Below are 25,206 nucleotides of genomic sequence, written 5' to 3'. Positions count from 1 at the left end.
TGTAAGGCCATCACAACGGTGCTGCACTGAGAAATTGCCTAAGGCAACTGATCCGACAGAACACATTTGAAGGGGTTTGTTGAGGCCAGGGATCAAACCAGGGGCGGTTCGGATTACAACTATTCGCGCTTTAGTCCGGGTATGAGCTTCGCCATGCAATTGCTTCCCGGCGCTTCAAACAACTTAAGCGAGTTTGTTGCGACTCTGCAGTGCCGTCACGCAATTCGGGGAACAGTGCGAGCAGTTCTTCGACGTCTTCACGACAGAAAGACTTCAGCGCTGTGTCGCCCAGAAAAAGACTTTCGCTACGTAGCCCCTGCGAGTGCAGTACCGCGTGTCGAGAGCAGGCAATGTGGTAATATGTGATGTCTTCACCTGTGTGCACCTGCTGAATTGTTCCGTCATTCACCAAGTGGATTGCCGCAACAAAGACCCGATCTTGTCCGAACAACAACTCGGCGCGCCAGCCTTCCAGCATGATCCGATGTTGCGGGGACACAAAAACATCCTGGTTGGGTTGACCCTTGCAAATCGCGTCGCGCCGAATGCGAACGGGTCTAAATTTTGGTTGCAAAGCCAGTGTTTGTGCACTCAGCACTTTTTTCCCGATCCACAAAATCGGCAGCGTTTTCCCACCTGACACGCAAACTCTGTCACCGATCATCAGGTTCTCGACCGGGCGTGGACCGGCCTCGGTCTCGATCAGGGTTCCAGCAACAAAACAGGGCGGATTGTTTGGATCAAGATCTCCGGTTGTGATTTGCCAGTTTCCGGTTGTCATTGGCCCGGTGGGGTTGTTGGTGTCCCAGGCATAGGTGCCAGTACCGACCTGAATGAATTCGCCAGATTCCCCGGTACCTTTGTAGTTACCTTGACCAAGGTATGTATAGGGTAGGAACGGACCACCGTTGATCGAAATTGTTTGACCCGAGACAATGGCTGGTTCGGTCCTGTTTTGTACGATCAAGTCGCCTTGCCCGCTTGTGTTGACCGAATGAAGTAAGACATCAAACGACATACGTTGTGTCCGCTAAGCAGGTTGGACCAAAAGGAAACTCGCAACGAACATGTTCCCTCCGTGTGTTGACTGAACAGAACACCACAGACCTCACAAACTCACAAAGAACGCCAAAAACCACATTTAAAAGTCATGTTAACGCGCCGAAGAAGCATTTCAATGATAGTATGTTAATGTTTGCATTTGAACGAGGCGCAAAGGTTGTTGCCAGCCTTTCACCGAGGACTTCTGGGTTATGCGCAATCGGCCTCAAAGCTTGTTAACGCGAGGTGCCAAATCGTAGCGTGGGTCATCAATCTGGAATGACACCCCACGCGCAACGATAGGGCCAGTTTGCAAGAAAAACATGCGCACCTCTGGGCGCCTTTCGCTTTCCCTTGCCCTTGCCCGCAATATGTTGCACCACACACGGGTTCATACCCGGTGAACGGGCCAAAGGATAAGGACTAGGCGCATGGCTGACGGATCGATCGATATCAACGCAAAACCTACCGAGGATATCTCGGTCCGTGACGTGTTCGGCATTGACAGCGACATGGCGGTCAAGGGTTTCGCCGAGCGCAGCGACCGAGTGCCGGTGATCGATCATACCTACAAGTTCGATCCGGAGACCACGCTGGCGATTCTGGCGGGCTTTTCCCATAACCGTCGTGTGATGATCCAAGGCTATCACGGCACCGGCAAATCGACCCACATTGAACAGGTCGCTGCCCGTCTGAACTGGCCCGCCGTGCGTGTGAACCTCGACAGCCATATCAGCCGGATCGACCTGATCGGCAAGGACGCGATCAAACTGCGCGACGGCAAGCAGGTGACCGAGTTCCACGAAGGCATCCTGCCCTGGGCGTTGCGCAACCCGGTTGCCATCGTATTCGACGAATATGATGCGGGCCGCGCAGACGTGATGTTCGTGATCCAACGTGTGTTGGAGCATGACGGCAAGCTGACCCTGCTGGATCAGAACGAGATCATCACCCCGAACCCGAATTTCCGCCTGTTTGCCACCGCCAACACGGTCGGTCTGGGCGATACCACGGGCCTGTATCACGGCACGCAGCAGATCAACCAGGCGCAGATGGACCGCTGGTCGCTGGTGTCGACCCTGAACTATCTGAGCCACGACGCCGAGACGATGATCGTTCTGTCGAAAGCGCCGCATTATAACACCGCCGAGGGCCGCAAGACCGTCAGCCAGATGGTCACCGTCGCCGACCTGACACGGACCGCCTTCATGAATGGCGATCTGTCCACCGTCATGAGCCCGCGGACCGTCATCAACTGGGCTCAGAACGCCGAGATTTTCCGCAACGTGGGCTATGCGTTCCGCCTGTCCTTCCTGAACAAATGCGATGAGCTGGAGCGCCAGACCGTGGCCGAGTTCTATCAGCGCTGCTTCGATGAGGAGTTGCCTGAAAGCGCCGCGAGTGCGAGCTTGGGGTAAGCACCCGAATTGCGCCCGGAGCGGGCGCAATGCCTCCGGCGGGGATATTTTTGGCCAGATGAAGACGGATCCGTTACTGTTTTCGACGCCGGGCAGGCCAGTACTATGAGGGCTTAAGGACATGGCACAGAAGAACGACAACCCCGCCGATCCGTTCAAGAAGGCCTTGGCCGAGGCCACCAAGGTCATGGCTGATGATCCCGAACTGTCGGTGACCTATACAGTGGACCCTTCGGGCATGACGGGCGAGTCGATGCGGCTGCCTCAGGTCTCGCGTCGGATGACGCGTGAAGAGGTGCTGTTGGCGCGTGGCACGGCGGACGCCTTGGCATTGCATCGCAAGTATCATGACGACGCGACCCATGCGCGCTATGCGCCCCCGGGCGATATGGCGCGGGATCTGTACGAGGCGATGGAGACCGCCCGCTGCGAGGCGATGGGCGCGCGGGACATGCCGGGCACCGCCAGCAATATTGACGTCAAGATCGGGCATGAAGCAATCCGGCGTGGGTATGATCAGTGCAAGCAACCCGCCGATGCACCTCTTTCGGTTGCGGCAGGCTACCTGATCCGGCATCTGGCCACCGGGCGTGATCTTCCGCCTGCTGCCGAAAACATAATGAACCTGTGGCGTGGATTCATCGAAGAGCAAGCGGGCGGGACGTTGGAGAATCTGGACGAGATTCTCTCGGATCAGGCGGAGTTTGCCAAATTCGCCCGTCAGGTGATCAAGGATCTGGGATATGGCGACCAGCTTGGGGATGACCCCGATGAGCTGGACGACGAGCAGGAAGACCAGGCCGAGGAAGACGCCGAAGAACAGCCCGATCCCGACAGCACCGGTCAGGATGATCAGGACGAACAGGACGCGGACGCAACACCTGAGCAGACGCAGGAAGAGCAGCAGGATCAGTCTCAGGCCCAGGTCTCGATGGACGAAATGGCCGAAGACGAGATGGGCGACGAGGCTGAGATGCCGGATGGCGAGGCGCCGCTGGAGCCGCCTGCCCCGCCGCCCGCATCCGAAGCGGATCCGGATTACAAAGTCTATCTGGACACCCATGACGAAGAGATCGCCGCCGAGGATCTGGCGGAACCGGCCGAGCTGGAACGTCTGCGGGCCTATCTGGATCAGCAGCTGGAGCCCTTGAAAGGGGCGGTATCGCGTCTGGCCAACAAGCTGCAACGCCGCTTGCAGGCGCAGCAGAATCGCAGCTGGGAATTCGACCGCGAGGAAGGCATTCTGGACGCGGGCCGATTGGCGCGCGTTGTGGCAAACCCGACCACACCACTGAGCTTCAAAGTCGAAAAAGACACCGAGTTCCGCGACACAGTGGTGACGCTGTTGCTGGATAATTCGGGGTCGATGCGGGGTCGTCCGATTTCAATCGCGGCCATTTGCGCGGATGTTCTCGCGCGGACGCTGGAGCGGTGCAACGTAAAGGTCGAAATTCTGGGATTTACCACGCGGGCGTGGAAAGGCGGTCAGGCACGTGAGGCATGGCTGAACGATGGCCGCCCGCAGCAGCCGGGCCGTCTGAACGACCTGCGCCACATTATCTACAAGGGCGCGGACGCCCCTTGGCGTCGTGCGCGGCCCAATCTGGGGCTGATGATGAAAGAGGGCCTGCTGAAGGAAAACATCGATGGTGAAGCCCTGGAATGGGCACATCGCCGGATGCTGGCACGGCGCGAGCAACGCAAGATCCTGATGGTGATCTCGGACGGTGCGCCGGTCGATGATTCGACACTGAGCGTGAACCCGGCCAACTATCTGGAAAAACACCTGCGTGACGTGATCGCGATGGTCGAAAAGCGCAAGATGGTCGAACTTTTGGCCATCGGGATCGGCCATGACGTGACCCGGTATTACGACCGGGCGGTGACGATTACCGACGTAGAGCAACTGGCCGGCGCGATGACCGAACAACTGGCAGCTCTGTTTGACAGCGACCCGCGGGCGCGGGCGCGGGTCATGGGGATGAGAAAGGCCGGCTGAGGCTGATCTTCTGCCCAGCGGGCCAATTTCCCCGAGGGCGACGCGTTTTTCGTTGCTGATCATCGGCCTGTTCAGGCGGGGTGTTCCCGTCTGGACATTTTTTGAAATGCGCCTCAGGGTCACGCTCAAATGCTGTGAATGAGGCCGCCCATGTTCCAATCCTTCGAAGTGACCGCCCGCCCGGAACAGGGGCCACCGCGGCTGGCCGCCTTGCGCGAACAGATGGTGCAAGAAGGGCTGGACGGGTTTCTGATCCCGCGGGCGGATGCGCATCAGGGAGAGTATGTCGCAGCGCGCGATGAACGTCTGGCTTGGCTGACCGGGTTCACGGGCTCGGCCGGGTTTTGCGCCGCCCTGCGCGACGTGGCCGGAGTTTTCATCGACGGGCGGTATCGCACCCAAGTCAAGGCACAAGTTGCCGCAGATTTCACCCCGGTCCCCTGGCCCGAGGTAAGCCTGAGCGCCTGGCTGAAACAGCAATTGCCCAACGGCGGCAAGATCGGATTTGACCCGTGGCTGCACGCGGCGGGGCAGATTTCCGGCACATTGAGTGATCTGGATGGATCGGGCATCGAACTGGTGAGATGCGAAAACCTTGTGGACCGGATCTGGGTCGATCAACCCGCACCGCCGATGAACCCGGTCAAGGCGCATCCGATCGAATTTGCCGGGGAAGGTGCGGACAGCAAGATCGCCCGTCTGGCCGAAGACCTTCGACGGGCCGGGCACAAGGCAGCGGTGATCACCCTGCCGGATTCCATCATGTGGCTATTGAATATCCGTGGGTCGGATATCGCCTATAACCCGGTGGCCCACGGCTTTGCCATTCTTCATGCAGGAGGTCAGGTCGATCTGTTCATGGCGGCAGAAAAACTGGCCGGGGTACGGGATCATCTGGGCTCTCAGGTGACCTTGCGCGCTGTGGGCGATTTTCTGGATGCGGTTGCGGCTCTGGCCGGTCCGGTGCAGGTGGATGCCGCTTCGGTACCTCAGATCGTGGCCGATGCGCTGGGCGACGCGATGACGGATGGCGGCGATCCCTGCGCCCTGCCCAAAGCCTGCAAGAATGCGGCTGAAATCGCAGGCAGCGCCGAGGCGCATTTGCGCGATGCGGTGGCGGTCATCGAAACGTTATGCTGGCTGGACCAGCAAGCCCCGGGCAGCGTGACCGAAACACAGGTTGTCACCCGGCTGGAAGAAAACCGGCGCAAGGACAATGCGCTTCAGGACATCTCGTTCGATACCATTGCAGGCACGGGTCCGAACGGCGCGATCATGCATTACCGCGTGACGGAAGAGACCGACAGTCGCCTGGAAAACGGCCATATTCTGGTGCTGGACAGTGGCGGGCAGTATCTGGACGGCACCACCGACATCACCCGAACCATCGCCATCGGTGACGTCGGAACCGAGGAAAAAACCTGCTTCACCCGGGTGCTGAAGGGCATGATTGCCATGTCGATGCTGCGTTGGCCTGCGGGCCTTGCCGGGCGGGATATCGAATGTGTGGCCCGCGTGCCGCTGTGGTCTGCGGGACAGGATTTCAACCATGGGGTCGGACATGGGGTCGGCGCCTATCTGAGCGTGCATGAAGGGCCGCAACGGCTGTCCAAAGTCAGCCATGTACCGCTGCAACCCGGCATGATCCTGTCAAACGAACCCGGGTATTACCGGGAAGGCGCCTTTGGCATCCGCATCGAAAACCTTGTGGTGGTGGAAGACGCTCCTCTGCTTCCCGGTGGCGATGCCGAACGCGCGATGCTGAACTGGCGCACGCTGACCTATGTACCAATTGACCGCAGACTGATCATGGCCGATATGTTGACGACCGACGAACGCGACTGGCTGAATGCCTATCACCGCGACGTTGCGGAAAAAATCCGCCCAAGGCTGGGACATGACGCACAACTGTGGTTGGATGCCGCAACTGCCCCAATCTGACACTGGTCTGTTACATAAAACAGGCAGAGGGGTGGCCCTGATACGACGACGGAAGGAAGAGGAATGGCTGAGATCACGATCCGGAAAGCGCCGGGCAAATGGACCGTCCGCTCGGGCGGTGCGATCCTGGGCGAAACGAACAACGCGCTGGAACTGCTTGAAGGCGACAAGGATCCGGTGATCTATTTCCCGCGCAACGATATTGCGATGGCGTTTCTAGATCGGACCGACAAGGTGACCCACTGCCCCGGCAAGGGCGACGCGACGCATTTTTCCATCGTCAACAAGTCATCCGTGACAGACAACGCGGTCTGGAGCTATGAGGATCCGATTCAGGCAGTGGCCGAGATCAAGGACCATCTGGCATTCTACCCGGCTGAATCGGTGAAGGTGGAGCAGATCTAACGCCAGCCCCCCCGCGCCCACCTCACGCAGCTGTGGCATGCACGTGAACGGCATTTGCGGCACACTTGCTCCGGGGTAACACCGGAGGCTTTCATGTCGATTTCACGTCGCGGTTTTGCTGGGATGATCGGGGCTGGTGCAATGGCACCCGGTGTGCTGTGGGCGCAGCAGGATCCGGTTCTGGACGCGTTGCGCAGCACGCTGAGCGGGCGTCGGACCGCGTTTGAGGCGCAGATGGCGTATCTTAAGGACCGTGGCCAGCCGGATGTCGTGGCCGGGTTGCTGACTGCGATGCGTTATGCCGACAGGCGACGGGATGAGATTGTTGAGGTGATGGAGGCCCTGACCGGGCAGCGCCATGGCAATGACTGGTTCGAGTGGATGCTGTGGCAAGAACGAAACCCGCAGATTGTCCCTCATCCGTCGCTGATCCCGTTCAAGCGCGAGGTTCTTCTGGGGATCGACCCGAACTTCGATCTGTTCCTGCGGCCCGAATATCTGCAACGCGACAAGATGAAGATCCGCCTGGAAGAGATCGCCTGGGGCGGTGTGTACAAGGATGGCATTCCGTCTCTGGACAATCCCACCCTGATCTCTGCTTCGAATGCGGGGTATCTGAAGGGCGATGATCTGGTATTCGGCGTGGCCATCAACGGGGATGAACGCGCCTATCCCCTGCGGATCATGGGCTGGCATGAGATGTTCAACGAGGTGATCGGTGGCGTGCCCGTGGCGCTGGCCTATTGCACGCTTTGCGGGTCGGGCATCTTGTTTGAAACCCAGGTGGCGGGGCGGCGAAAGCCGTTTATTTTCGGGTCGTCAGGTTTCCTCTATCGTTCGAACAAGCTGATGTTTGACCGAGAGACGCATTCGCTGTGGAACCAGTATACCGGCAGGCCTGTTGTGGGGCCTTTGGCGAACAGCGGCATCACGTTGAAACAGCGCCCTGTGGTGATCACGACATGGGACAGCTGGAGGACCTCGCATCCCAAAACCCGTGTTCTGTCGCTGAACACCGGGCATCGGCGCAATTACGGATCAGGGGTGGTTTATCGCGACTATTTCGCCTCGAGCGAGCTGATGTTCCCGGCGGTTGTGGATCAGTCCCGGCATCGGCAGAAGGATTACATCTTTGCCGTGCGCCAGTTTGGTGCAGCCCGCGCCTGGCCTCTGGATGCGTTCAAGGGCAAACCGGTGATCAACGATGCAATCGGTCGGACACCTCTGGTTCTGATTGGCGATCCCAAAGAGCGCAGCGTGCGGGCCTATGAGCGAAAAACGCATGCGTTCCGGGCGACGCAAGGCGGGTTGCAGGATAGCGCGGGGAACGGTTGGACCGTCACGGAAGAGGCTTTGATCGGGCCGGATGGAACGCGTTTGCCACGAGTCGCCGGTCATGTTTCCTTTTGGTTTGCGTGGGACAATTATTTGGGCGACGCAGCCAGCGTGTATGGTGAGTGAAACTCAGGAATGCTCTTCGGCAGCCGTGGCCGCAAGCGCCCTGTTATATGCCTTGAGCGCATCGACGTGATAGAGCGCCCCAACCGGTGTTTCAGAGCCGTCGTTTTCCAGAATGACAACCGGAATGCAGGGGATGTCGTCACGATCAAAATAGGGCATGGCGGCTTCCAGCGTGGCGCTGGCCTGAATGCACAGGCCCTGGTCGATCAGCCCCTGCGCCTCTTCCTTCGTGATCGACCGCGGATCCCCAAGCGGGCGCATCACGGCTCCGGCGCGAAGCATTGCCAGCAGATAAGCCTGCGGCCCCGCGGCCAGGTGGACATCACGCCGTTCCAGCTGGGTCAGGAAGAAAGACCGGTCCACCAGGCGCGAGGCCAAGGCCGTGGACATGGATACGCTTACCATCACGGCAAGGCCGATCTGCCAATCGCCGGTCAGTTCAAAAACGATCAAAGTGGTCGAGATGGGCGCGCCCAGCACCGCCGCAGCCACGGCGCCCATTCCGGCAAAGGCATAAAGCGTATGCGTGCCCGACACATCCGGCAGCAACCCGGTGGCGATCAGACCGAAGGCCAGCCCGGTCAACGCCCCGACCATCAGAGACGGAGAGAACACCCCACCGCCCATGCGCCCGCCCATGGTAATCGCCACCGCAACCGTTTTGATCACCGCAAACAGGATGGCCGTGGTCAGCACCAGATCACCGGTCAGGGCGCGAATTGTCGTCTCGTACCCCACGCCGATGATATGCGGAAACCAGATCGCCATCAGCCCCAGCATCGCCCCGGACACCGCAGGGCGCAGCCAGGCCGGAATCGACAGGCGGTTCTGGATATGGCTGCCAATATCCTCGGCAAAGAAAATCGACCGCATCAGCAGCAGCGCGACAAGTCCGCAGATCAGGCCCAGGATCAGGAAGGCCGGAAGCTCGACATAGAATTGCAGCGATCCCGGCGTCTCCAGCGTGAACTCGGTAACGTCGCCATATTCCAGCCGGTTGATCACCGTTCCCGCGACCGAGGCGATGACGATCGGGGCAAATGCGTGAACGGCGAAATGGCGCAGCACGACCTCGAGCGCGAACAAGGCCCCCGCAATGGGGGCGTTGAAGCTGGCCGACACGGCCGCGGCAACGGCACATCCCAACAGGTCACGTCCCGTGATCCCGTCCGCGTGTATGCGGTTGCTGACCCATGTGGAAATCACTCCGGCCATATGCACCACCGGCCCCTCGCGGCCTGTTGACCCGCCCGAACTGAGCGTGATTAGCGAGGCGAAGAACGACGCGATGCCCGCCTTGACCTCGACCCGCCCGTCGGTGATGGCCGAACCTTCGATCACGTCGGCAACCGACCGGACGCGGCCGTCATTGGTGAACCGGTTCAGGATGATGCCGACGACCAGGCCACCGAAGATGGGAATGATCAGAACCATGAACCATGGCAGTTTCTCGGCGTGGCTGTGCAGCAGCAGGATGTCATCGGTATCGTAAAGATAGGCTTGCAGCGCGCGGATGGCCTTGCGGAAGCCAAGGGCCATGAAACCGGCCGCGATCCCGATGGCCAGCGCAATGAACCAGAACTGGATCTGGCTTGGCCCCCGGCGCAGCATGACCCGCCACGCATCCTTGATCGCGGCCAGAGCCTGGTTGAACTGGTTGCGCAGAACGGTGCGGGTCGATTGGGTCATTGGCCCTCGGGGATCATCACTTAACCCTTAGTAAGCGACGGAGCGTCCATATAAAAGTGAGATAGCGACAGTGTGAGCACCAATTCACGCCATCGCCGCATCAGGCCTGCAACAGAGCCCGGGCGGCGGCACGGGCTTCTTCGGTGATGGTGTCGCCGGCCACCATGCGCGCGATCTCGTCCACCCGATCCGGTTCGGCCAAAGGAATGACGGTGGACAGGGTTTGTCCGTCAGTAACCTGTTTCTGCACCCGCCAGTGATGCGCCGCCCGTGCGGCGACTTGAGGGGAATGGGTGACAACCAGAACCTGCCCGCCCTGCGCCAGCGACGCCAGCCTGCGCCCGACCGCATCGGCGGTTGCCCCACCGACACCGCGATCGATTTCGTCAAAGATCATCGTCCGGGCACTGTCGTCGCCAGACAGGCAGACCTTGAGGGCCAGCAGAAAGCGGCTGAGCTCACCCCCCGAGGCGATCTTGTTCAGCGGCCCCGCCGGCGCACCGGGGTTGGTGGCCACGGTGAAGGCCACCGCGTCGGTGCCTTCGGGGCCGGGTTCGGCCGGGGTGATCTCGGTCTGGAATACGGCGCGTTCCATCTTGAGCGGGGCCAGTTCCGCCATGACGGCCGCGTCAAGCCGCCCGGCGGCGGCCTTGCGCGCAGCGCTGAGGTCGGCTGCGGCGGCGTCATAGGCCCGTTGCGCCGCGTCCACGTCTGCTCGCCTGTCTGCCAGGTCGGCATCCCCTGCCTCCAACCGGTTCAACCGGTCACGCAGAGTGTCGGCAAACGAACCCAAATCATCCGGGGCCACGTCATGTTTGCGGGCCTGCGCACGGATGGCAAACAGGCGTTCCTCGGCCTGTTCCAATTCTGCCGGGTTGAAGTCCAGCGCCTGAAGGCAGGCATTCACGCCATCCTGCGCCTCGCCCAACTCGATCATCGCGCGCCCGAGCGCTGCTATCGGTTCTTCCAACTGGCCGCCCGCATTGTCCGAGACGCCTTCCAGCCAGCGGATGGCGTCGGACATGGCCCCTTCCGCCCCGTCCCCGGACAACAGGGCAAAGGCACGCGCAACATCGTCGCGAATCCGCTCGGCCCCTTGCATCATGCGGCGGCGGGCATCCAGCTCGGCATCCTCACCGGGTTGCGGGTCAAGCTGGTCAAGTTCGGCGACCGCGTGACGCAGGAATTCTTCCTCGCTGCGGACGGCAGCCAGAGCGGCCTCGGTCTCGGCCAGCGCCTTGCGGGTACGGGACATCGCGGCCCAGGCGGTTCGCACGTTTGTCAGCTGCTCCGAAACCTGTGCGAATTCGTCCAGCATCGCCCGATGACCACGTGGATTCAGCAAACCGCGGTCATCATGCTGTCCGTGCAGTTCGATCAGAGTCTCGGACAGCGCCCGCAGAACTTCGCCCGAGCAGCGGCGGTCATTGACCCAGGCGGTCTTGCGCCCCTCGGCCGTGTTGACGCGGCGCAGGATCAGTTCCTGGCCCCCCGGCAGACCGGCTTCGGCCAGAATCGCATGTGCGGGATGATCGGCAGAGAGTTCGAATTCGGCGACGACCTCACCCTGCGCGGCCCCCTGCCGCACCAGTTCCGCGCGCCCTCGCCAGCCCAACACGAAGCCAAGCGAATCCAGCAGAATCGATTTGCCCGCGCCGGTCTCGCCGGTCAGTGCGTTCAAGCCCGGCTGAAAGCTCAATTCCAGCCGGTCGATGATCAGCATATCGCGGATATCAAGGGCGCGCAGCATGTGGTCTTCAGCGTCCCGGACCAAAGGCCATCGCGATTACAACCATTCACCTTTGATGGTCTGACGATAAATCGTGCTGAGCCAGTTGTTACCGCGGCTCTTGAGATCAAGCCCGCGAGAGGTCAACAGTTTGTACGCATCGTCATACCATTCCGAGGACTGGTAGTTGTAGCCAAGAATGGCACCTGCGGTCTGCGCTTCGTCCAGCAGGCCAAGCGACAGATAGGCCTCGACCAGACGATACAGTGCTTCGGCGGTGTGGGATGTGGTCTGAAAGTCTTCGACCACAACACGGAACCGGTTGATAGCGGCAATATAGTGATCCTGACGCAAGTAGTAGCGCCCGATCTCCATTTCCTTGCCCGCCAGATGGTCGAAGGCCAGATCGAACTTCAGAACCGCCGATGTGGCGTATTCGCTGTCGGGATAGACCTCGATCACGGTCCGCAGAGATTGCAGCGCCTGGAAGGTCAGGCCTTGGTCACGCCCGACTTCGTCGATCTGATCATAATAGCTGAGCGCCAGCAGATACTGCGCATAAGCAGCATCTTCATCCGTCGGATAGAAATCGATATAACGCTGCGCCGCCGCGCGGCTTTCTTCGTAATTCTGGTCCGAATGGAACGAAAACGCCTGCATGATCAGCGCGCGCTTGGCCCAGTCCGAATACGGATACAAACGTTCTACTTCCGAGAAATACCACGCCGCGTCGTCCGAGCGATTCTGCGACAGTTCGTATTCACCTCGGGTATAGATCTGTTCCGGCGTGAACCCTTCCAGGTTCTGTTCACGGTCCGCGCCCTTGTTGCCAAAAAGGCCGCCGGCGTTGCCGCATGCCGTCAAAACTGCTGCCAGAAGAATCGCACCCGCGAATCTGACTGCCGCTTTGCTGCCAACCATACCGCCCATCCTTGTCGTCTTGCTTAATGGGGTTTGCCCCGATTTGAGCCATGGTCTAGCACAGAAAATTCCGGTGCAAAACGCCTTATGCGACTTCTGGCGCAAATGTCGTCAGAGTTGATCTGATCAGGCCACTTCGGGAATTTCGTTGACAACAAGCCCCTGCCCCGGCAGGCGTGCGGCCTGTCCCGGCGTGCACAGTACCGGACGTACGGCGCCCGGCGTTTCGAACAGGTTGCGCAGCAAAGTGTTGGTCAGCGAATGACCCGACTTGTTTCCGGTGAAGTGACCCAAAATCGGCCCACCAGCCAAATAGAGATCACCCAGAGCATCCAGCATCTTGTGACGCACGGCCTCATCGACCCGGCGGAAACCGCCCGGTGTCAGAACTTCGACGCCCTGAACGACCACGGCATTTTCAAGCGTGCCGCCCAAGGCCAACCCGTTTTCGCGCATCGCCTCGACATCCGTGCGACGGCAGAACGTGCGACAATCGCTGAGTTCACGCGCGAAGGAACCGTTGCGCATATCAAGCGTTTTGCTCTGGCTGCCAATGGCACCGTCTTCGAAATCGATATGGAAGTCGATGATCAGCCCGTCAGCGGGCGCAAGGCTGGCGCTCGCGCCTTCGCGGGATGCGGTGACGGTTTTCAGAACCTCATAGGCCAATACCGGGCTGGCCTGACGGCGCACGCCCCGGGCCATAATGCCACGCACGAAGTCAATCGAGGAGCCGTCCATGATCGGAACTTCGGGACCGTCGATCTCGACAAGTGCGTTATGCACGCCACATCCGGCCAATGCAGCCATGATATGTTCGACGGTGGAAACCGAAACACCGGCATCATTCACCAGACGCGTACAAAGCGGGGTCCGTTCAACCGCATAGTAGATCGCCGGGATCATCGCGTCGCCCAGTTGAATATCCGTCCGCTTGAACCAGATGCCATGACCAGCCGCCGCCGGTTTCAGGACCATGGTCGCCGGCTTGCCGCTGTGCAGCCCGACGCCTTTAAACGTGACCGGAGATTTGAGCGTATGTTGCAAAATGGGCCTCGGTGAGTAGTGTCCAGCCTGCTTGGGCCGTGTTGGACACTGAGTTAAGGAAGCCCGCGTCAAGGCTCAACTCACTCTTTGCAACCGATTGAAACATGTATGTAACAGATCGGCAAAACCCTGCTTACATGCCTGCAAGATACTGTTAATAAACGATTAAGGGCCGCCAAATGGCAGCCCCTTGAGTGGATTTTGTTACCGCGATCAGTTGGCTTGACGGCGCAGGAAGGCCGGAATTTCGATGCGGTCCTGATCCGGATCGGCCTCTTCCTGAAGCGGCGCGGTCGCCTCGGACTGTCGCAAAACGGGCTGCTGCCGCGGCGGTTGGGCCGGTGTATCCGAGGCATGACCGGTCATCCGATCGATCAGACGATTGAAGCCAAAACGCGACCGCTCCTCGGGTTCCTGTTGCGAAACCGCTTCGGGCTGGCGGGGCGCTGCCGGTCGCTGTGGCGCCGACGGAACCTTCTGCACAGCGGCCTGCAAACGCTGCAATGCTTCGGGCGACGGGGTGCCAGCAGCATGTCCGCGCGGTGCCACAAATGCCTCGGGCGCGGGCTCAACATGCTCGGGCTGCGGCTCGAATTCGGCCACACGCGGCTGATAAGCGGGCGGCGGCAGGCCATCCTCGTCACGCTCGTCGCGCGGCTGGAATTGCGGCTGCGCTGGCTCTTCAGCGGCTTCGAACAGCGAAGGTTCGCGGTTTTCTTCCGGCTGCGGGACGGGCTCTGCTGCGTCGGCAACCACCCGGGCTTCTTCCTGAATATGCTCTTCAGCCGAAACCGTGCGGGTCAGCGGTTCGGACATCGAACGGCGCGCCACCGGGACTTCGGTCGTTTTTTCGCTGGCGTCGATGCCGGTCGCAACAACCGACACGCGCATTCCGCCTTCCATAGCGGTATCCAGCGTCGAGCCGACGATGATATTGGCCTCGGGGTCCACTTCCTCGCGGATGCGGTTGGCGGCTTCGTCCAGCTCGAACAGGGTCAGGTCGTGCGAGCCGGTGATGTTGATCAGCACGCCTTTGGCGCCCTTGAGGCTGATTTCGTCCAACAGCGGGTTTGCAATGGCCTTCTCCGCCGCCTGGATGGCGCGGTCTTCGCCTGTTGCCTCGCCGGTGCCCATCATCGCCTTGCCCATCTCGTCCATCACGGCGCGAACGTCGGCAAAGTCGAGGTTGATCAGGCCGGGGCGCACCATCAGGTCGGTCACGCCTTTGACGCCCTGATACAGAACGTCGTCAGCCATCGAGAACGCCTCGGTAAAGGTGGTCTTTTCATTGGCCAGACGGAATAGGTTCTGGTTGGGGATGATGATCAGCGTGTCGACAACCTGCTGCAGCGCCTCAACCCCATCTTCGGCCTGGCGCATCCGCTTGGCGCCTTCGAACTGGAAGGGCTTGGTGACGACACCGACGGTCAGAACACCCAGCTCACGCGCGGCCTGCGCGATGATCGGAGCGGCGCCCGTTCCGGTACCGCCGCCCATACCGGCGGTGATGAAGCACATATGCGCACCGGCAAGGTGGTCCACGATCTGTTCGATGCTTTCCTCGGCGGCGGCCGCGCCGACGGTCGGGCGGGCCCCTGCCCCTAAACCTTCGGTGACCTTCACGCCCAGTTGCACCCGCGCCGAAGACTGGCTTTGTTGCAGCGCCTGCGCGTCGGTGTTGGCGACCACGAAATCAACGCCGTCCAACTGTTTTTCAATCATGTTGTTGACGGCGTTCCCGCCTGCACCGCCAACGCCAAATACTGTAATCCGAGGCTTCAGTTCGTCGTGCCCGGGCATCGAAAGATTCAATGTCATGCTCTGTCCGCCTGTATTTATGTCCCGCCAAAGCGGTGTTTTTCTTACCTATCCTTGGTCGATTCTAGCGGCCTGATGCCAAAAGGTCACGTCAAAAATCGCGTTTTCCCACAAAATATGGAGGAAATAAGGCAGAAACCGGCGGCATTTCGCAGGTCATGCCAGATATAGCGGAAACAACGGCGACCATCACTAGACAACCGGCATGAACGCGAGGACACATTCGTTCATCGCGCTCTGATCAACTGTCATCTACACTGCGGAAAACTGCTCAGGTCCTGCCGCGAGGCCTCTTTCGGGCCTTGTGGATATCTTGAGGGATAAATCGACATGCTGCAACCGGTTTCTTTAGCTGAGCGGAGCATTTGGACAGTCCAGGCCGCGGTCCGTCATGGATCGCACTTCCTGTATTTCCCCATCGACGAATGAGGCAAGCCGCACCATCAAACGACCTTCATGCAAAAACGGCCACCAACAGACCGGAATGCCGTCCGGGTCATTGTCATACAGAAAACACAACTGGCCGTTTGGCGTCGTGATCTGCCCGTAGACACAGCCCTGCCCCTCTTCGCGCCAGACCGACATGCGGCGGTTCAGGAATTGTTCGGTTCCCACCAGGCCACCGCTGCGGATTTCGTAGAATGTCAAAGTTTTGCCGACCGCCGCGTCCAGAAACGCCTCGGGCGTGATCATGGTCTGGGCCGAGGCCCAGCCAGGCAGCAGCGCCGCGCACAGAGCACCCCCGCGCAGGACTCTACCAGTTGTCACGGAACCACCGTACGGCGCGCTTGAACGGGCGCGCGGCATAGGTGTCGACCGGGATTTCAAAATCCCACCATTCATCCTGAGGATGGGCCGCAAACAGGCTGAGGCCGACAGCGGACGAGAACCCGGGCCCGGTGGCTGATTGCGGCAGGCCATGCACGCGCAAGGGGCGGCCCAAGCGAACGCGCTGACCGAGGATGCGCGTGGCCAACCCGTCCAGCCCCATGATCTGGCTGCCGCCGCCGGTCAGCACGATCTGCTGGCTTGGCATATGTTCAAACCCGGCGGCGTCCAGCCGGACGCGGACCTCTTCAAGAATTTCCTCGACACGCGGGCGCATGATGCCGATCAGTTCAGCGCGGCTGACGGTGCGGCGGTCGTGTTCCCAGTCGCCGGTATCACCACCGATATCAATCATATCCCTGTCGTCGGCCCCGGTGGCATGAACGCCACCATTGAATGTCTTGATCCGTTCCGCCACGGCGGCAGGCACACCCAGGCCCATCGAGATATCGGCGGTCACGTGATCGCCGCCCATGCGCACGCAATCGGCATAGATCATGTGCTTTTTCATGAAGATCGACACGCTTGTGGTGCCGCCGCCCATGTCGATACAGGCCGCGCCCAGTTCCTGCTCGTCTTCGACCAGCGCCGAGATGCCCGAGACATAGGCCGAGTTGGCAATACCCGCGAGTTCAAGATCGCAGCGCTTGATACAGCGCACGATGTTCTGGATCGCTGACGAATCCACGGTCAGCATATGCATGTCGACCGCAAGGCTCTGGCCCATCTGCCCGCGCGGGTCGATCAGGCCAGACCGGTTGTCGAGCGCAAAATTCACCGGTTGAGCATGCAGCACTTCGCGCCCGTCACCATAATCCGGCACGTCGCAAGCGTTCAGAACCCGGCCCACTTCGGCCTCGGTCACGATCTGACCGTCCAGATCGACTTGCGCATCCAGCCCGTAAGAGCGCGGGTTCGCGCCCGAGAAACAGGCGATCACATGGTCGACGCGGATGTCGGCCATCTTCTGTGCGGCCTGAAGCGCGGTGCGGATGGCACGTTCGGTTTCCTGCATGGCTGTGACTTCGCCGAACTGGACACCCCGCGACCGGGTGGTCGCGGCACCGATGACGCGAAAACCCGTCTGCCCCGCCATGGAACCGATGGTATTGTCCTCGCTCAGCCGACCGGTTCCGTCAAAGCGCAGCACAAGACAGGCGATTTTCGAGCTGCCCACATCCAGAATCGCAATCACACCGCGTTGCAAAGCCTGTCGCCGCATCTGACGCATGGCACGTTGGGACTGATAAAGATCGGTCATCATGGTCGTTACTGCCCGTTACTCACTGTCACTTTTGTGTTCCACCAGTCTTCGCTGGCGGCTTTGGTCATTCGGATGGTCGGACGCTGCCCTAGGCGCATGTCGACCACGGCCACGTCACGTTCCAGAAGGTCCTGCACCTCGTTCACGGCAAGCACGCGTTCCAGCGCACGCACCGGGCGTTCGGTCGGCAGCATGATGCGCTGACCACGGTCCAGCACCAGATCCCAGCGCCGCTCTCCCACGCGCACCAAGCCGCGCACGCGGTTGCCCAGGCTGCGCGAAGTCCGCAGAAGCTCCAGCGCTTCTCCAACGTGATCGTCGGCGCCCGTCCCTGCGATCAGCGGCAGATCGGCGTGGTCCTTGCGAGAAGTGGCTTCCTTGACATGCGCGCCTGTCTCATCCAGCAGTTCAAGCCCCTCGCGCGTTCGCCAGACGATCACGGGCTGCCGCTCCACCACATCGACTTGCAGGATGCCTCCGGGGCGGATTCTGACGGTTGCGGATTTCACCGGGTCCAGCCCGGTGATCGTGTCGCGGATCTGTTCCACATCCAGATCCCAGGAACTGATCGGGAAATCCAGCGGCACGATTTCGCGGATGTCTTCGGACAGGTCGGTTCCGGCCCCATCGATGGCCATCAGGTTGACCATGAATTCGGGGCGTTCCTGAATCGAAGTGCGCACATCGGCGATATAAGCGGCAAGTGCGTCGCGACGGTCCTGCGAGGCAAAAAAGATGCCAAGCGCGGCAGCGATGGCGCAGATCGGCAGGCCCACCTTGACACCAAGGCGAATGCCCGGCGTCAGCATCCAGCGTTGCAGCCGATAGCTGAGACGGGACGGCGCAGGGTCACTGCGTCTTGCGGAGCGGGAAAACACACGCGCACCGCGCAGGCGCAAAAGCGGTTCGGCCTCGTGCGAGTCCGTGTCGGCCGAGGCGAAATCGGCATCCGGCCCCGCAAGTGGTTTGCTGCGGTGGATTTCCAGTGAACGGCTGGCGGTCAGCGGTCGCATGAGGCGTCCTCCACCATCCAGGCGCAGAGCTGGCCGAATGTCATTCCAAGATGAGCGGCCTGTTCCGGGACCAGAGAGGTTGGCGTCATGCCGGGCTGGGTATTGGTTTCCAGCAGGAACAACCCATCGGCACCCTTGCTGTCATCCCAGCGATAATCCGTGCGGGACACACCCTTGCATCCCAGCACGTTATGCGCCCGCACAGCGTAGTCCATGCAGCGGTCGAAAATGTCCTGCGGGATGTCGGCGGGCAGGACATGCCACGAGCCGCCGGGCTTGTACTTGGCGTCATAGTCGTACCAGCCGCCATCTGTCATGATTTCGGTCACGGTCAGGGCGCGGTCGCCCATCACGGTCACGGTCAACTCGCGGCCTGCCACGTATTTCTCGACCATCACCAGATCGGGCATCGCCTCGTCCAGCTGCGGCGGGCCGTTGGCATTTTCGTGGACGATGTAAATCCCAACGCTGGAGCCTTCGTTGTTCGGCTTGGCCACATAGGGTGGCTCCATCACGTGAACTTCGACCACCTCGACCTTGGGCACGATCACGCTCGGCACGACGGGGAGCCCTTCGGTCTGGTAAATCTCTTTGCTGCGCTGCTTGTCCATTGCCAGCGCCGAGGCCAGCACACCGGAATGGGTGTAAGGGATACGCATCCACTCCAGCAGGCCCTGCACACACCCATCTTCGCCCCAGCGGCCATGCAGGGCGTTGAAAACCACATCCGGTTTGATGTCCACAAGGCGCGCGCAGAGGTCGGGACCTGCGTCCAGTTCGACCACTTCAAAGCCTTCTCCCACAAGGGCGGCCGCGCATTCGCGCCCAGAGCTGAGAGACACCTCGCGTTCCGCCGAGGGTCCACCCATCAATACCGCCACTTTGGGGTTTGTCCTGCTCGACATACCCAATGTGCGCCTCAATGTCCCCGGACCTTATGTGGTGGTCCGTACTGCGTTTATGCCTTTGATCCGTCGCCTGAATTTGCCTGTTATGGTCTGACGGTTGGGGCTTTATTCTGTCAGCGGATCACCGACCCGCATGATTTCCCACTCTAGCGTGATGCCGCTTGTTTCGTAAACCTTTTTTCGCACCTCTTCGCCAAGACCTTCGAGGTCGGCAGCGGTGGCCAAGCCGGTATTGATCAGGAAATTCGAGTGCTTCGGGCTCATCTGCGCACCGCCAAGCGTCGCGCCGCGCATTCCGGCGTCGTCGATCACTTTCCACGCCTTGAGGTCATGCACGTCATCCGCCTGCCCGGTCGAAGAATACCCGGCTGGATTGCGAAAGGTCGACCCCGCGCTGCGATCTTTGGTCGGCTGGGTTTCGTCGCGCTTTTTCAACTGCGCCGCCATACGGGCATGGAGATCTTGGGGATTGCCTGAAGGGGCCTCGAACACAGCCGAAATCAGCACTGCGCCTTCCGGCAGGTCGGTCTGGCGATAGCGAAAGTTCAAGTCTTCGGGCGTCAGGTCCACAAGCGCGCCTTGCCGGGTGACAATCGTGGCCTTGCGCAGAACATCCGCCGTATAGCTGCCGTAACAGCCCGCGTTCATCCGCACCGCGCCGCCGATCGAGCCCGGAATGGTGCGCAGAAAGGTCAGGTCGACACCGGCATCTGCCGCCTTGCGCGCAACATGCGCATCCAGCGCCGCAGCCCCTGCCGTAACCGTGTTGCCGTCAACCGAGATCGCGTTGAACCCGCGCCCCAGCCGGATCACTACGGCCCGCAGCCCCCCATCCCGAACGATCAGGTTCGAACCGACGCCCATCGGAAAGATCGGGGTTTCTGCAGGCAGCTCCCGCAGGAAGGCTTGCAGGTCTTCGATATCGGCAGGCTGGAACAGGTAATCGGCCGGGCCGCCGACGCGAAGCCATGTGAGCTCAGAGAGAGGCCGCGCCCGAGACAGGCGCCCTTTCGGAACGGGAAACGTTGTCATGCGTCTGCACGCACCGCCAGGCTGCGTCCGCCCACACCGCCCATGATTGCAGCGAACAGAAAGGGAAGAACGCCGGCGGTCAGCCAGACCAGCGGGCCGAACGCCTGTTCTTCTTCGCCGGTGCCAATACCGGCCAGCACCACGATCAACGCCAGCCCGACGGCCGAGGCCAGACCGATCAGCCACAACAAGCCGCGCAGGCCCAGCCAACGGCCCGCCGTGAAACCGGCGGCGGCACCTAGCAGGAAAGAAAGAATTGGCAGATAGGCAAATGTGGCGACGGACGCCATGGCGGACCTCCTGAAACTGGCCGGTTATTCGTCAGCCGCCTTCATGCCCTGCATTTTCATCTTTGTCCAACGGGTCAGATAAATCACTGGCCAGCGCAGCACGGACATACCCATGGCCAGCACCAGCAAGCCGATCCACGGGCCGTTCTGATAGGTGACATACCCCAGAATCGGAATGCCCACGGCGATCAGGATATAGGCGCGTGTCCAGTGGTTGTCTTTGCTCGGGATCATTGCCAGCAGATTCGCGGAAACACCCCACAGACCGGCAAGGGCGATGGACCAGTTCATTCCATGACCTCCCCGCGCGCCCATTTTCGCCAGCAATACCGGATGGGGTTGCGGAACATCGAAACGAATCCGCCGAAGGCGAAAACCGACCAGAACCAACCGTGATCATAACCCAGCCAGACGATCAGAACCGGAGCGCAGATCAGCAGGGTCACGCCCGGCGGAAACTGCATTCGCATCGGCAAGAACGCCACGATCGTGGCGCAGATCACCCAAAGGGCGGCAAGGATCATCGAATAGTCCATCTGTCCCCTCCGAGGACATGCGGCGGCTGCGGGCAACTTTTTACACTTTCAGGTTGTGCACCAAACAGAAGAGAAGTCAAACAGCTTGTTTTCGTTGCAATCTCTCAGGCAGACCATTGGCCCAGGTGCTGATCGTACCGGCCCCGAGGCAGACGACGATATCGCCCGGGCGGGCCTGCTCGCGCACAAGCCGCTCAAGATCGTTTTCGTCAAACAGCGCGCGGGCGTGGCGGTGGCCGTGACGGATCAGGCCCTGCACCAGATCGTCGCGCGATGCGCCTTCGATCGGGTCCTCTCCGGCGGCGAAGATATCGGCGATGGCCACGACGTCGGCGTCATTGAAGCAAGTGCAGAAATCGTCAAACAGGTTGGACAGGCGCGAATAGCGGTGCGGCTGGTGCACGGCGATCACGCGACCTTCGGTCGCCTGTCGCGCGGCCTTCAGGACTGCGGTGATTTCAACGGGGTGGTGGCCATAGTCGTCGATGATGGTGACACCGTCGACTTCTCCGACCTTGGTAAAGCGGCGATTGACGCCACCGAAATTGGCCAGCGCGTCGCGAATTTCCGAGGCCTTCATTCCCAGATGGCGGGCAACGGCCACGGCGGACAAAGCGTTCGAGACGTTGTGGTCGCCGGGCATCGGCAGGGTGCAGCCTTCGATCACCTTGTCTTCGTATTGCAGGTGAATGTCGAAATGCGCGACGCCGCCCTTGTAGGTCAGGTTCTCGGCCCGCACATCGGCCTGCGCGTTGAAGCCATAGGTGCGCACGCGGCGGTCGGTGATACGGCCCACGAGGGCCTGCACTTCGGCATGGTCGGTGCAGCAGACGGCCAGCCCGTAGAAGGGCAGGTTCGAGACGAATTCGTGGAACCCATCCCGCAGGGTGTCGAAATCGCCCCAATGCTCCATATGCTCGGGGTCGATATTGGTGACGATGGCGATCGTTGCAGGCAGTCGGTTGAACGAACCGTCGGACTCGTCCGCCTCGACAACCATCCATTCGCCCTGCCCCATCCGCGCGTTCGAGCCATAGGCGTGGATAATGCCGCCGTTGATCACGGTCGGGTCGAAATCGCCGGCGACCATCAGCTCGGCCATCATCGTGGTCGTGGTGGTCTTGCCGTGAGTCCCGGCGATGGCGATGTTGGATTTCAGCCGCATCAGTTCGGCCAGCATGTCAGCCCGGCGCACCACCGGAAGGCCGCGGGCACGGGCGCCGTCAAGCTCGGGGTTGCCCGGTTTGATCGCGGTCGAGACCACCACAACGGCCGCGTTTTCAAGGTTTTCCGCGCGCTGACCGACAAAGATTTCGGCCCCCAGACTCGCCAGCCGGTCGGTGATCTTCGATGCCTTCAGGTCCGAGCCCTGCACCTGGTACCCCAGATTGAGCAGCACCTCGGCGATACCTGACATTCCGATCCCGCCGATCCCCACAAAGTGAATCGGCCCTACGTCCTGCGGCAGTTTGGTTGCTGGGTTCATGTGGTCTCCTTCTGCGCCAATTGTTCGACAAGAGCGGTCAGACGCTCGGTGGCGTCAGGTGCCCCGACGGACAAGGCGGCATGGGCCATTTTCTGTGCGGCGTCGGGGTTCGTGAGAACCGTGGTGATTTGCTGTGTCAGCGCGGGAACGTCAAGAGCCTTTTCCGGGATCATGATGGCCCCGCCCGCCTGCACCAAGCCCCGTGCGTTGGCTGTCTGGTGATCTCCGGCGGCGGCGGCAAAGGGGATCAGAATCGACGGGCGCCCGATGACCGAGATATCGGCAACACTGGACGCGCCAGACCGCGAGATCACCAGTTGGGCATCCGACATGCGACGGGGGACATCATCAAAGAAGGGCTGCACGTCGGCGCGGATGCCGTGTTCGTTGTAGAAGGCTGTGACGCGCTCGCCATCCTCGTCCCGGGCCTGATGTGCCACGCGGATGTGAGTGCGGATTTCTTCGGGCAGTGCGGCGATGGCACCGGGCACCACATCGCTGAGGATGCGTGCGCCTTGCGACCCGCCCATGACAAGGACCGACATCGGATAATCACCCGGCGGAATGTAACCGGCCGCAGCGCGGTCCAGAACGGCGGACCGGACCGGGTTGCCGGTGTGGATGCCATGTGCGCCCTCGGGCAGGTCCGTGGGCCACACACCGCAGGCCACCTGCGCGACGCGGGTGGCGAACAACTGGTTCACACGCCCCAGCACCCCGTTCTGTTCGTGGATCATGCGGGGGATTTTGAGCATGGTCGCAGCGCTCAGCGCCGGGATCGAGGGATACCCGCCGAAACCCACAACGACGTCGGGCTTGTCCCGCATCATCTGGAACACCATGGCAGCCACGCCACCGGCTATCTTGGGGCCGGCCATGGCCTTGGCCGCCAGACCGCCACGCGCGAATGTAGCCGATGATGCCTCGACGATCTCGGTCGAGTGCGGGAAACCACCGGTATAGCGGGCGCCGCGCGGGTCGGTAGACAGGCGCACGCGCCAGCCCTTGTTCAGCATCGCCTCGGCCAGCGCCTGAGCCGGGAACATGTGCCCCCCGGTCCCGCCAGCAGCAATCAACAGGTATGGAGTCCCCATTATCCTCGTCCGCGCAGAATTTCGCCAAGCTCGCCCTGTGGGCGGGTTCGGGTGAAGGCCAGCAGCATTCCGATCGCAATACCCCCTGCAATCAGGGATGAGCCGCCATAGCTGACAAAAGGCAGCGTCATGCCCTTCGCGGGCAACAGACGAACCGCAACACCCATGTTGATCATCGCCTGCACGCCGAACATGCAGGCCAGACCGGTGCCCGCCAGACGGATGAACATGTCGCGTTCCCGCATCAGGCGCAGCAACGAACGTACCACGACCAACGAATAAAGCGCGATGATGATCAGCACCAGGATCAGGCCGTATTCCTCGGCCGCGACCGCGATGATGAAATCGGTATGCGCGTCCGGCAGCGACCACTTGACCTGCCCCTCACCCACGCCGACGCCGAACAGCCCCCCTTCGCGGATGGCGTTGGTGGCATAGCCCAACTGGGTGGTCGGATCGACCTCTTGATTCAGAAAGCCATCGATACGGCGGGCAAAGTGTTCAGAATTGGAATAGGCGAACATACCGCCCAGAACAACAAACCCGGCCATTCCGACCAGCAGCAGCATCGGCGCCCCGGCGACAAAATACATCACCCCCCAGCCGAACAGGATCAGGCAGGCCTGACCGAAATCAGGTTGCATCACCAGCATGCCGACAATCGCCATGCACAGGGCAAATGACCAGATCCGCCCGGGCGGGCCGTTGATCTCTTGTGAGGCCGCCAGCAGCCATGCAGCAACGACGATGAAGCCGGGCTTCAGAAACTCGGACGGCTGAAGCGAGGCGAACCCCAGCGAATACCAGCGCACCGCGCCCTTGCCGAAATCGGTCCCGAACACGGGCAGGAAAACCAGTGCCACGAAGGCCCCCAGGAAACCCAGCACCGCCAAACGGCGCACCAGCGTCGGCGACATCATCGAGGTCAGAAGCATCGCAATCAGCGCCAATCCGCCGAAGATGGCCTGACGTTCGACATAATGGAACGGATCGAACCCGTTTCGCCCGGCCAGCGGTGGCGAAGACGCCAGCCCCAGCAAAAGACCGATGGCAAACAGGATCAGAACGCAGGACATCGTCCAGCGATCGATTGTGCGCCACCATTTCGGTAGAATCGGTTCTCCGCGCTGGTCCTGGACCGCGCCATACACCATCTCAGTCATGAGATACCGCCACTCTCTGCCTCGTCAACGCCCCGTTTTCGGGGTCTGGTTAAGACTCTACAGGGATTTTTGTGTTTGGGCTAGTAGGATGAAGCCACAAGGCAGAAATCGACCTTCCAGGCC

At 61.0% G+C, this 25,206-nt stretch carries 22 protein-coding genes; 5 read left to right on the top strand and 17 right to left on the bottom strand.

Annotated features, from left to right (window positions below):
* Nucleotides 1-130: 130 nt before the first annotated feature.
* Nucleotides 131-1,018, bottom strand: coding sequence for a Hint domain-containing protein (locus tag GOW31_RS00960; protein WP_171167243.1), 888 nt, complete (start codon nucleotides 1,016-1,018; stop codon nucleotides 131-133).
* A gap of 454 nt (nucleotides 1,019-1,472) precedes the next feature.
* Here GOW31_RS00960 and cobS point away from each other — a divergent pair, with 454 nt between their 5' ends.
* From cobS to GOW31_RS00935, 5 genes are all read left to right on the top strand, one after another.
* Nucleotides 1,473-2,459, top strand: a complete 987-nt coding sequence (gene cobS / locus GOW31_RS00955; protein ID WP_152458642.1) for a cobaltochelatase subunit CobS — start codon at nucleotides 1,473-1,475, stop codon at nucleotides 2,457-2,459.
* A 121-nt stretch (nucleotides 2,460-2,580) separates the two neighbouring features.
* On the top strand, nucleotides 2,581-4,458 hold the full coding sequence (gene cobT / locus GOW31_RS00950) for a cobaltochelatase subunit CobT (protein ID WP_171167240.1): 1,878 nt from the start codon (nucleotides 2,581-2,583) through the stop codon (nucleotides 4,456-4,458).
* Nucleotides 4,459-4,608: 150 nt separating this feature from the next.
* Nucleotides 4,609-6,399, top strand: a complete 1,791-nt coding sequence (locus GOW31_RS00945) for an aminopeptidase P family protein (RefSeq protein WP_171167238.1) — start codon at nucleotides 4,609-4,611, stop codon at nucleotides 6,397-6,399.
* A 63-nt stretch (nucleotides 6,400-6,462) separates the two neighbouring features.
* Nucleotides 6,463-6,804, top strand: a complete 342-nt coding sequence (locus GOW31_RS00940; RefSeq protein ID WP_152458645.1) for a DUF427 domain-containing protein — start codon at nucleotides 6,463-6,465, stop codon at nucleotides 6,802-6,804.
* 93 nt (nucleotides 6,805-6,897) lie between these two features.
* Nucleotides 6,898-8,265, top strand: coding sequence for a DUF3179 domain-containing protein (locus GOW31_RS00935; protein ID WP_171167236.1), 1,368 nt, complete (start codon nucleotides 6,898-6,900; stop codon nucleotides 8,263-8,265).
* A gap of 3 nt (nucleotides 8,266-8,268) precedes the next feature.
* Here GOW31_RS00935 and GOW31_RS00930 read toward each other — a convergent pair whose 3' ends face one another.
* From GOW31_RS00930 to ftsW, 16 genes are all read right to left on the bottom strand, one after another.
* Entirely contained in the window at nucleotides 8,269-9,954 is a 1,686-nt protein-coding gene (locus GOW31_RS00930; protein WP_171114940.1) for a chloride channel protein, read from the bottom strand.
* Nucleotides 9,955-10,054: 100 nt separating this feature from the next.
* A complete protein-coding gene (recN, locus tag GOW31_RS00925; protein WP_171167234.1) occupies nucleotides 10,055-11,704 on the bottom strand; it encodes a DNA repair protein RecN in 1,650 nt (549 codons plus the stop codon).
* A gap of 36 nt (nucleotides 11,705-11,740) precedes the next feature.
* Nucleotides 11,741-12,604, bottom strand: a complete 864-nt coding sequence (locus GOW31_RS00920; protein WP_171114936.1) for an outer membrane protein assembly factor BamD — start codon at nucleotides 12,602-12,604, stop codon at nucleotides 11,741-11,743.
* 126 nt (nucleotides 12,605-12,730) lie between these two features.
* A complete protein-coding gene (lpxC, locus tag GOW31_RS00915) occupies nucleotides 12,731-13,651 on the bottom strand; it encodes a UDP-3-O-acyl-N-acetylglucosamine deacetylase (protein WP_171114933.1) in 921 nt (306 codons plus the stop codon).
* A gap of 213 nt (nucleotides 13,652-13,864) precedes the next feature.
* Complete coding sequence (gene ftsZ, locus GOW31_RS00910; protein ID WP_171167232.1) at nucleotides 13,865-15,469, bottom strand: cell division protein FtsZ; 1,605 nt, start codon at nucleotides 15,467-15,469, stop codon at nucleotides 13,865-13,867.
* A gap of 348 nt (nucleotides 15,470-15,817) precedes the next feature.
* Nucleotides 15,818-16,237 carry a hypothetical protein gene (locus tag GOW31_RS00905; protein WP_171167231.1) on the bottom strand — a complete coding sequence of 140 codons (420 nt, stop codon included), beginning with the start codon at nucleotides 16,235-16,237 and terminating at the stop codon, nucleotides 15,818-15,820.
* Nucleotides 16,224-17,558, bottom strand: coding sequence for a cell division protein FtsA (gene ftsA, locus GOW31_RS00900; protein WP_170344711.1), 1,335 nt, complete (start codon nucleotides 17,556-17,558; stop codon nucleotides 16,224-16,226). The genes GOW31_RS00905 and ftsA overlap by 14 nt, the downstream gene beginning before the upstream one ends.
* Nucleotides 17,559-17,566: 8 nt before the next feature.
* Complete coding sequence (locus GOW31_RS00895) at nucleotides 17,567-18,574, bottom strand: cell division protein FtsQ/DivIB (protein ID WP_152458653.1); 1,008 nt, start codon at nucleotides 18,572-18,574, stop codon at nucleotides 17,567-17,569.
* The gene (locus tag GOW31_RS00890; protein WP_171167228.1) at nucleotides 18,562-19,479 is read right to left on the bottom strand and encodes a D-alanine--D-alanine ligase; all 918 of its coding nucleotides are present in this window, start codon (nucleotides 19,477-19,479) and stop codon (nucleotides 18,562-18,564) included. Before GOW31_RS00890 ends, GOW31_RS00895 begins: the two co-directional genes overlap by 13 nt.
* 108 nt (nucleotides 19,480-19,587) lie before the next feature.
* Nucleotides 19,588-20,514: a UDP-N-acetylmuramate dehydrogenase gene (gene murB, locus GOW31_RS00885; protein ID WP_171167226.1), complete on the bottom strand. Its 927-nt coding sequence runs from the start codon at nucleotides 20,512-20,514 to the stop codon at nucleotides 19,588-19,590.
* On the bottom strand, nucleotides 20,511-20,804 hold the full coding sequence (locus tag GOW31_RS00880) for a hypothetical protein (protein ID WP_152458656.1): 294 nt from the start codon (nucleotides 20,802-20,804) through the stop codon (nucleotides 20,511-20,513). Before GOW31_RS00880 ends, murB begins: the two co-directional genes overlap by 4 nt.
* 24 nt (nucleotides 20,805-20,828) lie before the next feature.
* The gene (locus GOW31_RS00875) at nucleotides 20,829-21,095 is read right to left on the bottom strand and encodes a DUF2484 family protein (RefSeq protein WP_171114920.1); all 267 of its coding nucleotides are present in this window, start codon (nucleotides 21,093-21,095) and stop codon (nucleotides 20,829-20,831) included.
* Nucleotides 21,092-21,340, bottom strand: a complete 249-nt coding sequence (locus GOW31_RS00870; RefSeq protein WP_171167224.1) for a DUF2484 family protein — start codon at nucleotides 21,338-21,340, stop codon at nucleotides 21,092-21,094. The genes GOW31_RS00875 and GOW31_RS00870 overlap by 4 nt, the downstream gene beginning before the upstream one ends.
* Nucleotides 21,341-21,416: 76 nt before the next feature.
* On the bottom strand, nucleotides 21,417-22,826 hold the full coding sequence (murC, locus tag GOW31_RS00865) for a UDP-N-acetylmuramate--L-alanine ligase (protein ID WP_171167222.1): 1,410 nt from the start codon (nucleotides 22,824-22,826) through the stop codon (nucleotides 21,417-21,419).
* Nucleotides 22,823-23,920 carry a UDP-N-acetylglucosamine--N-acetylmuramyl-(pentapeptide) pyrophosphoryl-undecaprenol N-acetylglucosamine transferase gene (locus GOW31_RS00860; RefSeq protein ID WP_171167221.1) on the bottom strand — a complete coding sequence of 366 codons (1,098 nt, stop codon included), beginning with the start codon at nucleotides 23,918-23,920 and terminating at the stop codon, nucleotides 22,823-22,825. Before GOW31_RS00860 ends, murC begins: the two co-directional genes overlap by 4 nt.
* Nucleotides 23,920-25,083: a putative lipid II flippase FtsW gene (gene ftsW / locus GOW31_RS00855; protein WP_152458661.1), complete on the bottom strand. Its 1,164-nt coding sequence runs from the start codon at nucleotides 25,081-25,083 to the stop codon at nucleotides 23,920-23,922. Before ftsW ends, GOW31_RS00860 begins: the two co-directional genes overlap by 1 nt.
* Between the last annotated feature and the right edge of the window lie 123 nt (nucleotides 25,084-25,206).

The organism is Ruegeria sp. HKCCA0370, from assembly GCF_013033705.1.
Lineage (GTDB): Bacteria > Pseudomonadota > Alphaproteobacteria > Rhodobacterales > Rhodobacteraceae > Ruegeria.
Note: the sequence above shows the minus strand (reverse complement) of the source record. Positions and strands in the feature narration are given on the sequence as shown.

Bases quoted from the DNA above. Each gene is read 5' to 3' on its own strand.
- ftsW (WP_152458661.1), bottom strand. From the start codon at position 25,083: ATGACTGAGATGGTGTATGGCGCGGTCCAGGACCAGCGCGGAGAACCG.
- GOW31_RS00945 (WP_171167238.1), top strand. From the start codon at position 4,609: ATGTTCCAATCCTTCGAAGTGACCGCCCGCCCGGAACAGGGGCCACCG.
- GOW31_RS00935 (WP_171167236.1), top strand. From the start codon at position 6,898: ATGTCGATTTCACGTCGCGGTTTTGCTGGGATGATCGGGGCTGGTGCA.
- GOW31_RS00875 (WP_171114920.1), bottom strand. From the start codon at position 21,095: ATGAACTGGTCCATCGCCCTTGCCGGTCTGTGGGGTGTTTCCGCGAAT.
- GOW31_RS00930 (WP_171114940.1), bottom strand. From the start codon at position 9,954: ATGACCCAATCGACCCGCACCGTTCTGCGCAACCAGTTCAACCAGGCT.
- GOW31_RS00890 (WP_171167228.1), bottom strand. From the start codon at position 19,479: ATGTCGAGCAGGACAAACCCCAAAGTGGCGGTATTGATGGGTGGACCC.
- GOW31_RS00895 (WP_152458653.1), bottom strand. From the start codon at position 18,574: ATGCGACCGCTGACCGCCAGCCGTTCACTGGAAATCCACCGCAGCAAA.
- murC (WP_171167222.1), bottom strand. From the start codon at position 22,826: ATGAACCCAGCAACCAAACTGCCGCAGGACGTAGGGCCGATTCACTTT.
- GOW31_RS00870 (WP_171167224.1), bottom strand. From the start codon at position 21,340: ATGGACTATTCGATGATCCTTGCCGCCCTTTGGGTGATCTGCGCCACG.
- ftsZ (WP_171167232.1), bottom strand. From the start codon at position 15,469: ATGACATTGAATCTTTCGATGCCCGGGCACGACGAACTGAAGCCTCGG.
- GOW31_RS00920 (WP_171114936.1), bottom strand. From the start codon at position 12,604: ATGGTTGGCAGCAAAGCGGCAGTCAGATTCGCGGGTGCGATTCTTCTG.
- GOW31_RS00880 (WP_152458656.1), bottom strand. From the start codon at position 20,804: ATGGCGTCCGTCGCCACATTTGCCTATCTGCCAATTCTTTCTTTCCTG.
- GOW31_RS00960 (WP_171167243.1), bottom strand. From the start codon at position 1,018: ATGTCGTTTGATGTCTTACTTCATTCGGTCAACACAAGCGGGCAAGGC.
- murB (WP_171167226.1), bottom strand. From the start codon at position 20,514: ATGACAACGTTTCCCGTTCCGAAAGGGCGCCTGTCTCGGGCGCGGCCT.
- ftsA (WP_170344711.1), bottom strand. From the start codon at position 17,558: ATGACCGATCTTTATCAGTCCCAACGTGCCATGCGTCAGATGCGGCGA.
- GOW31_RS00860 (WP_171167221.1), bottom strand. From the start codon at position 23,920: ATGGGGACTCCATACCTGTTGATTGCTGCTGGCGGGACCGGGGGGCAC.
- cobS (WP_152458642.1), top strand. From the start codon at position 1,473: ATGGCTGACGGATCGATCGATATCAACGCAAAACCTACCGAGGATATC.
- recN (WP_171167234.1), bottom strand. From the start codon at position 11,704: ATGCTGCGCGCCCTTGATATCCGCGATATGCTGATCATCGACCGGCTG.
- cobT (WP_171167240.1), top strand. From the start codon at position 2,581: ATGGCACAGAAGAACGACAACCCCGCCGATCCGTTCAAGAAGGCCTTG.
- GOW31_RS00940 (WP_152458645.1), top strand. From the start codon at position 6,463: ATGGCTGAGATCACGATCCGGAAAGCGCCGGGCAAATGGACCGTCCGC.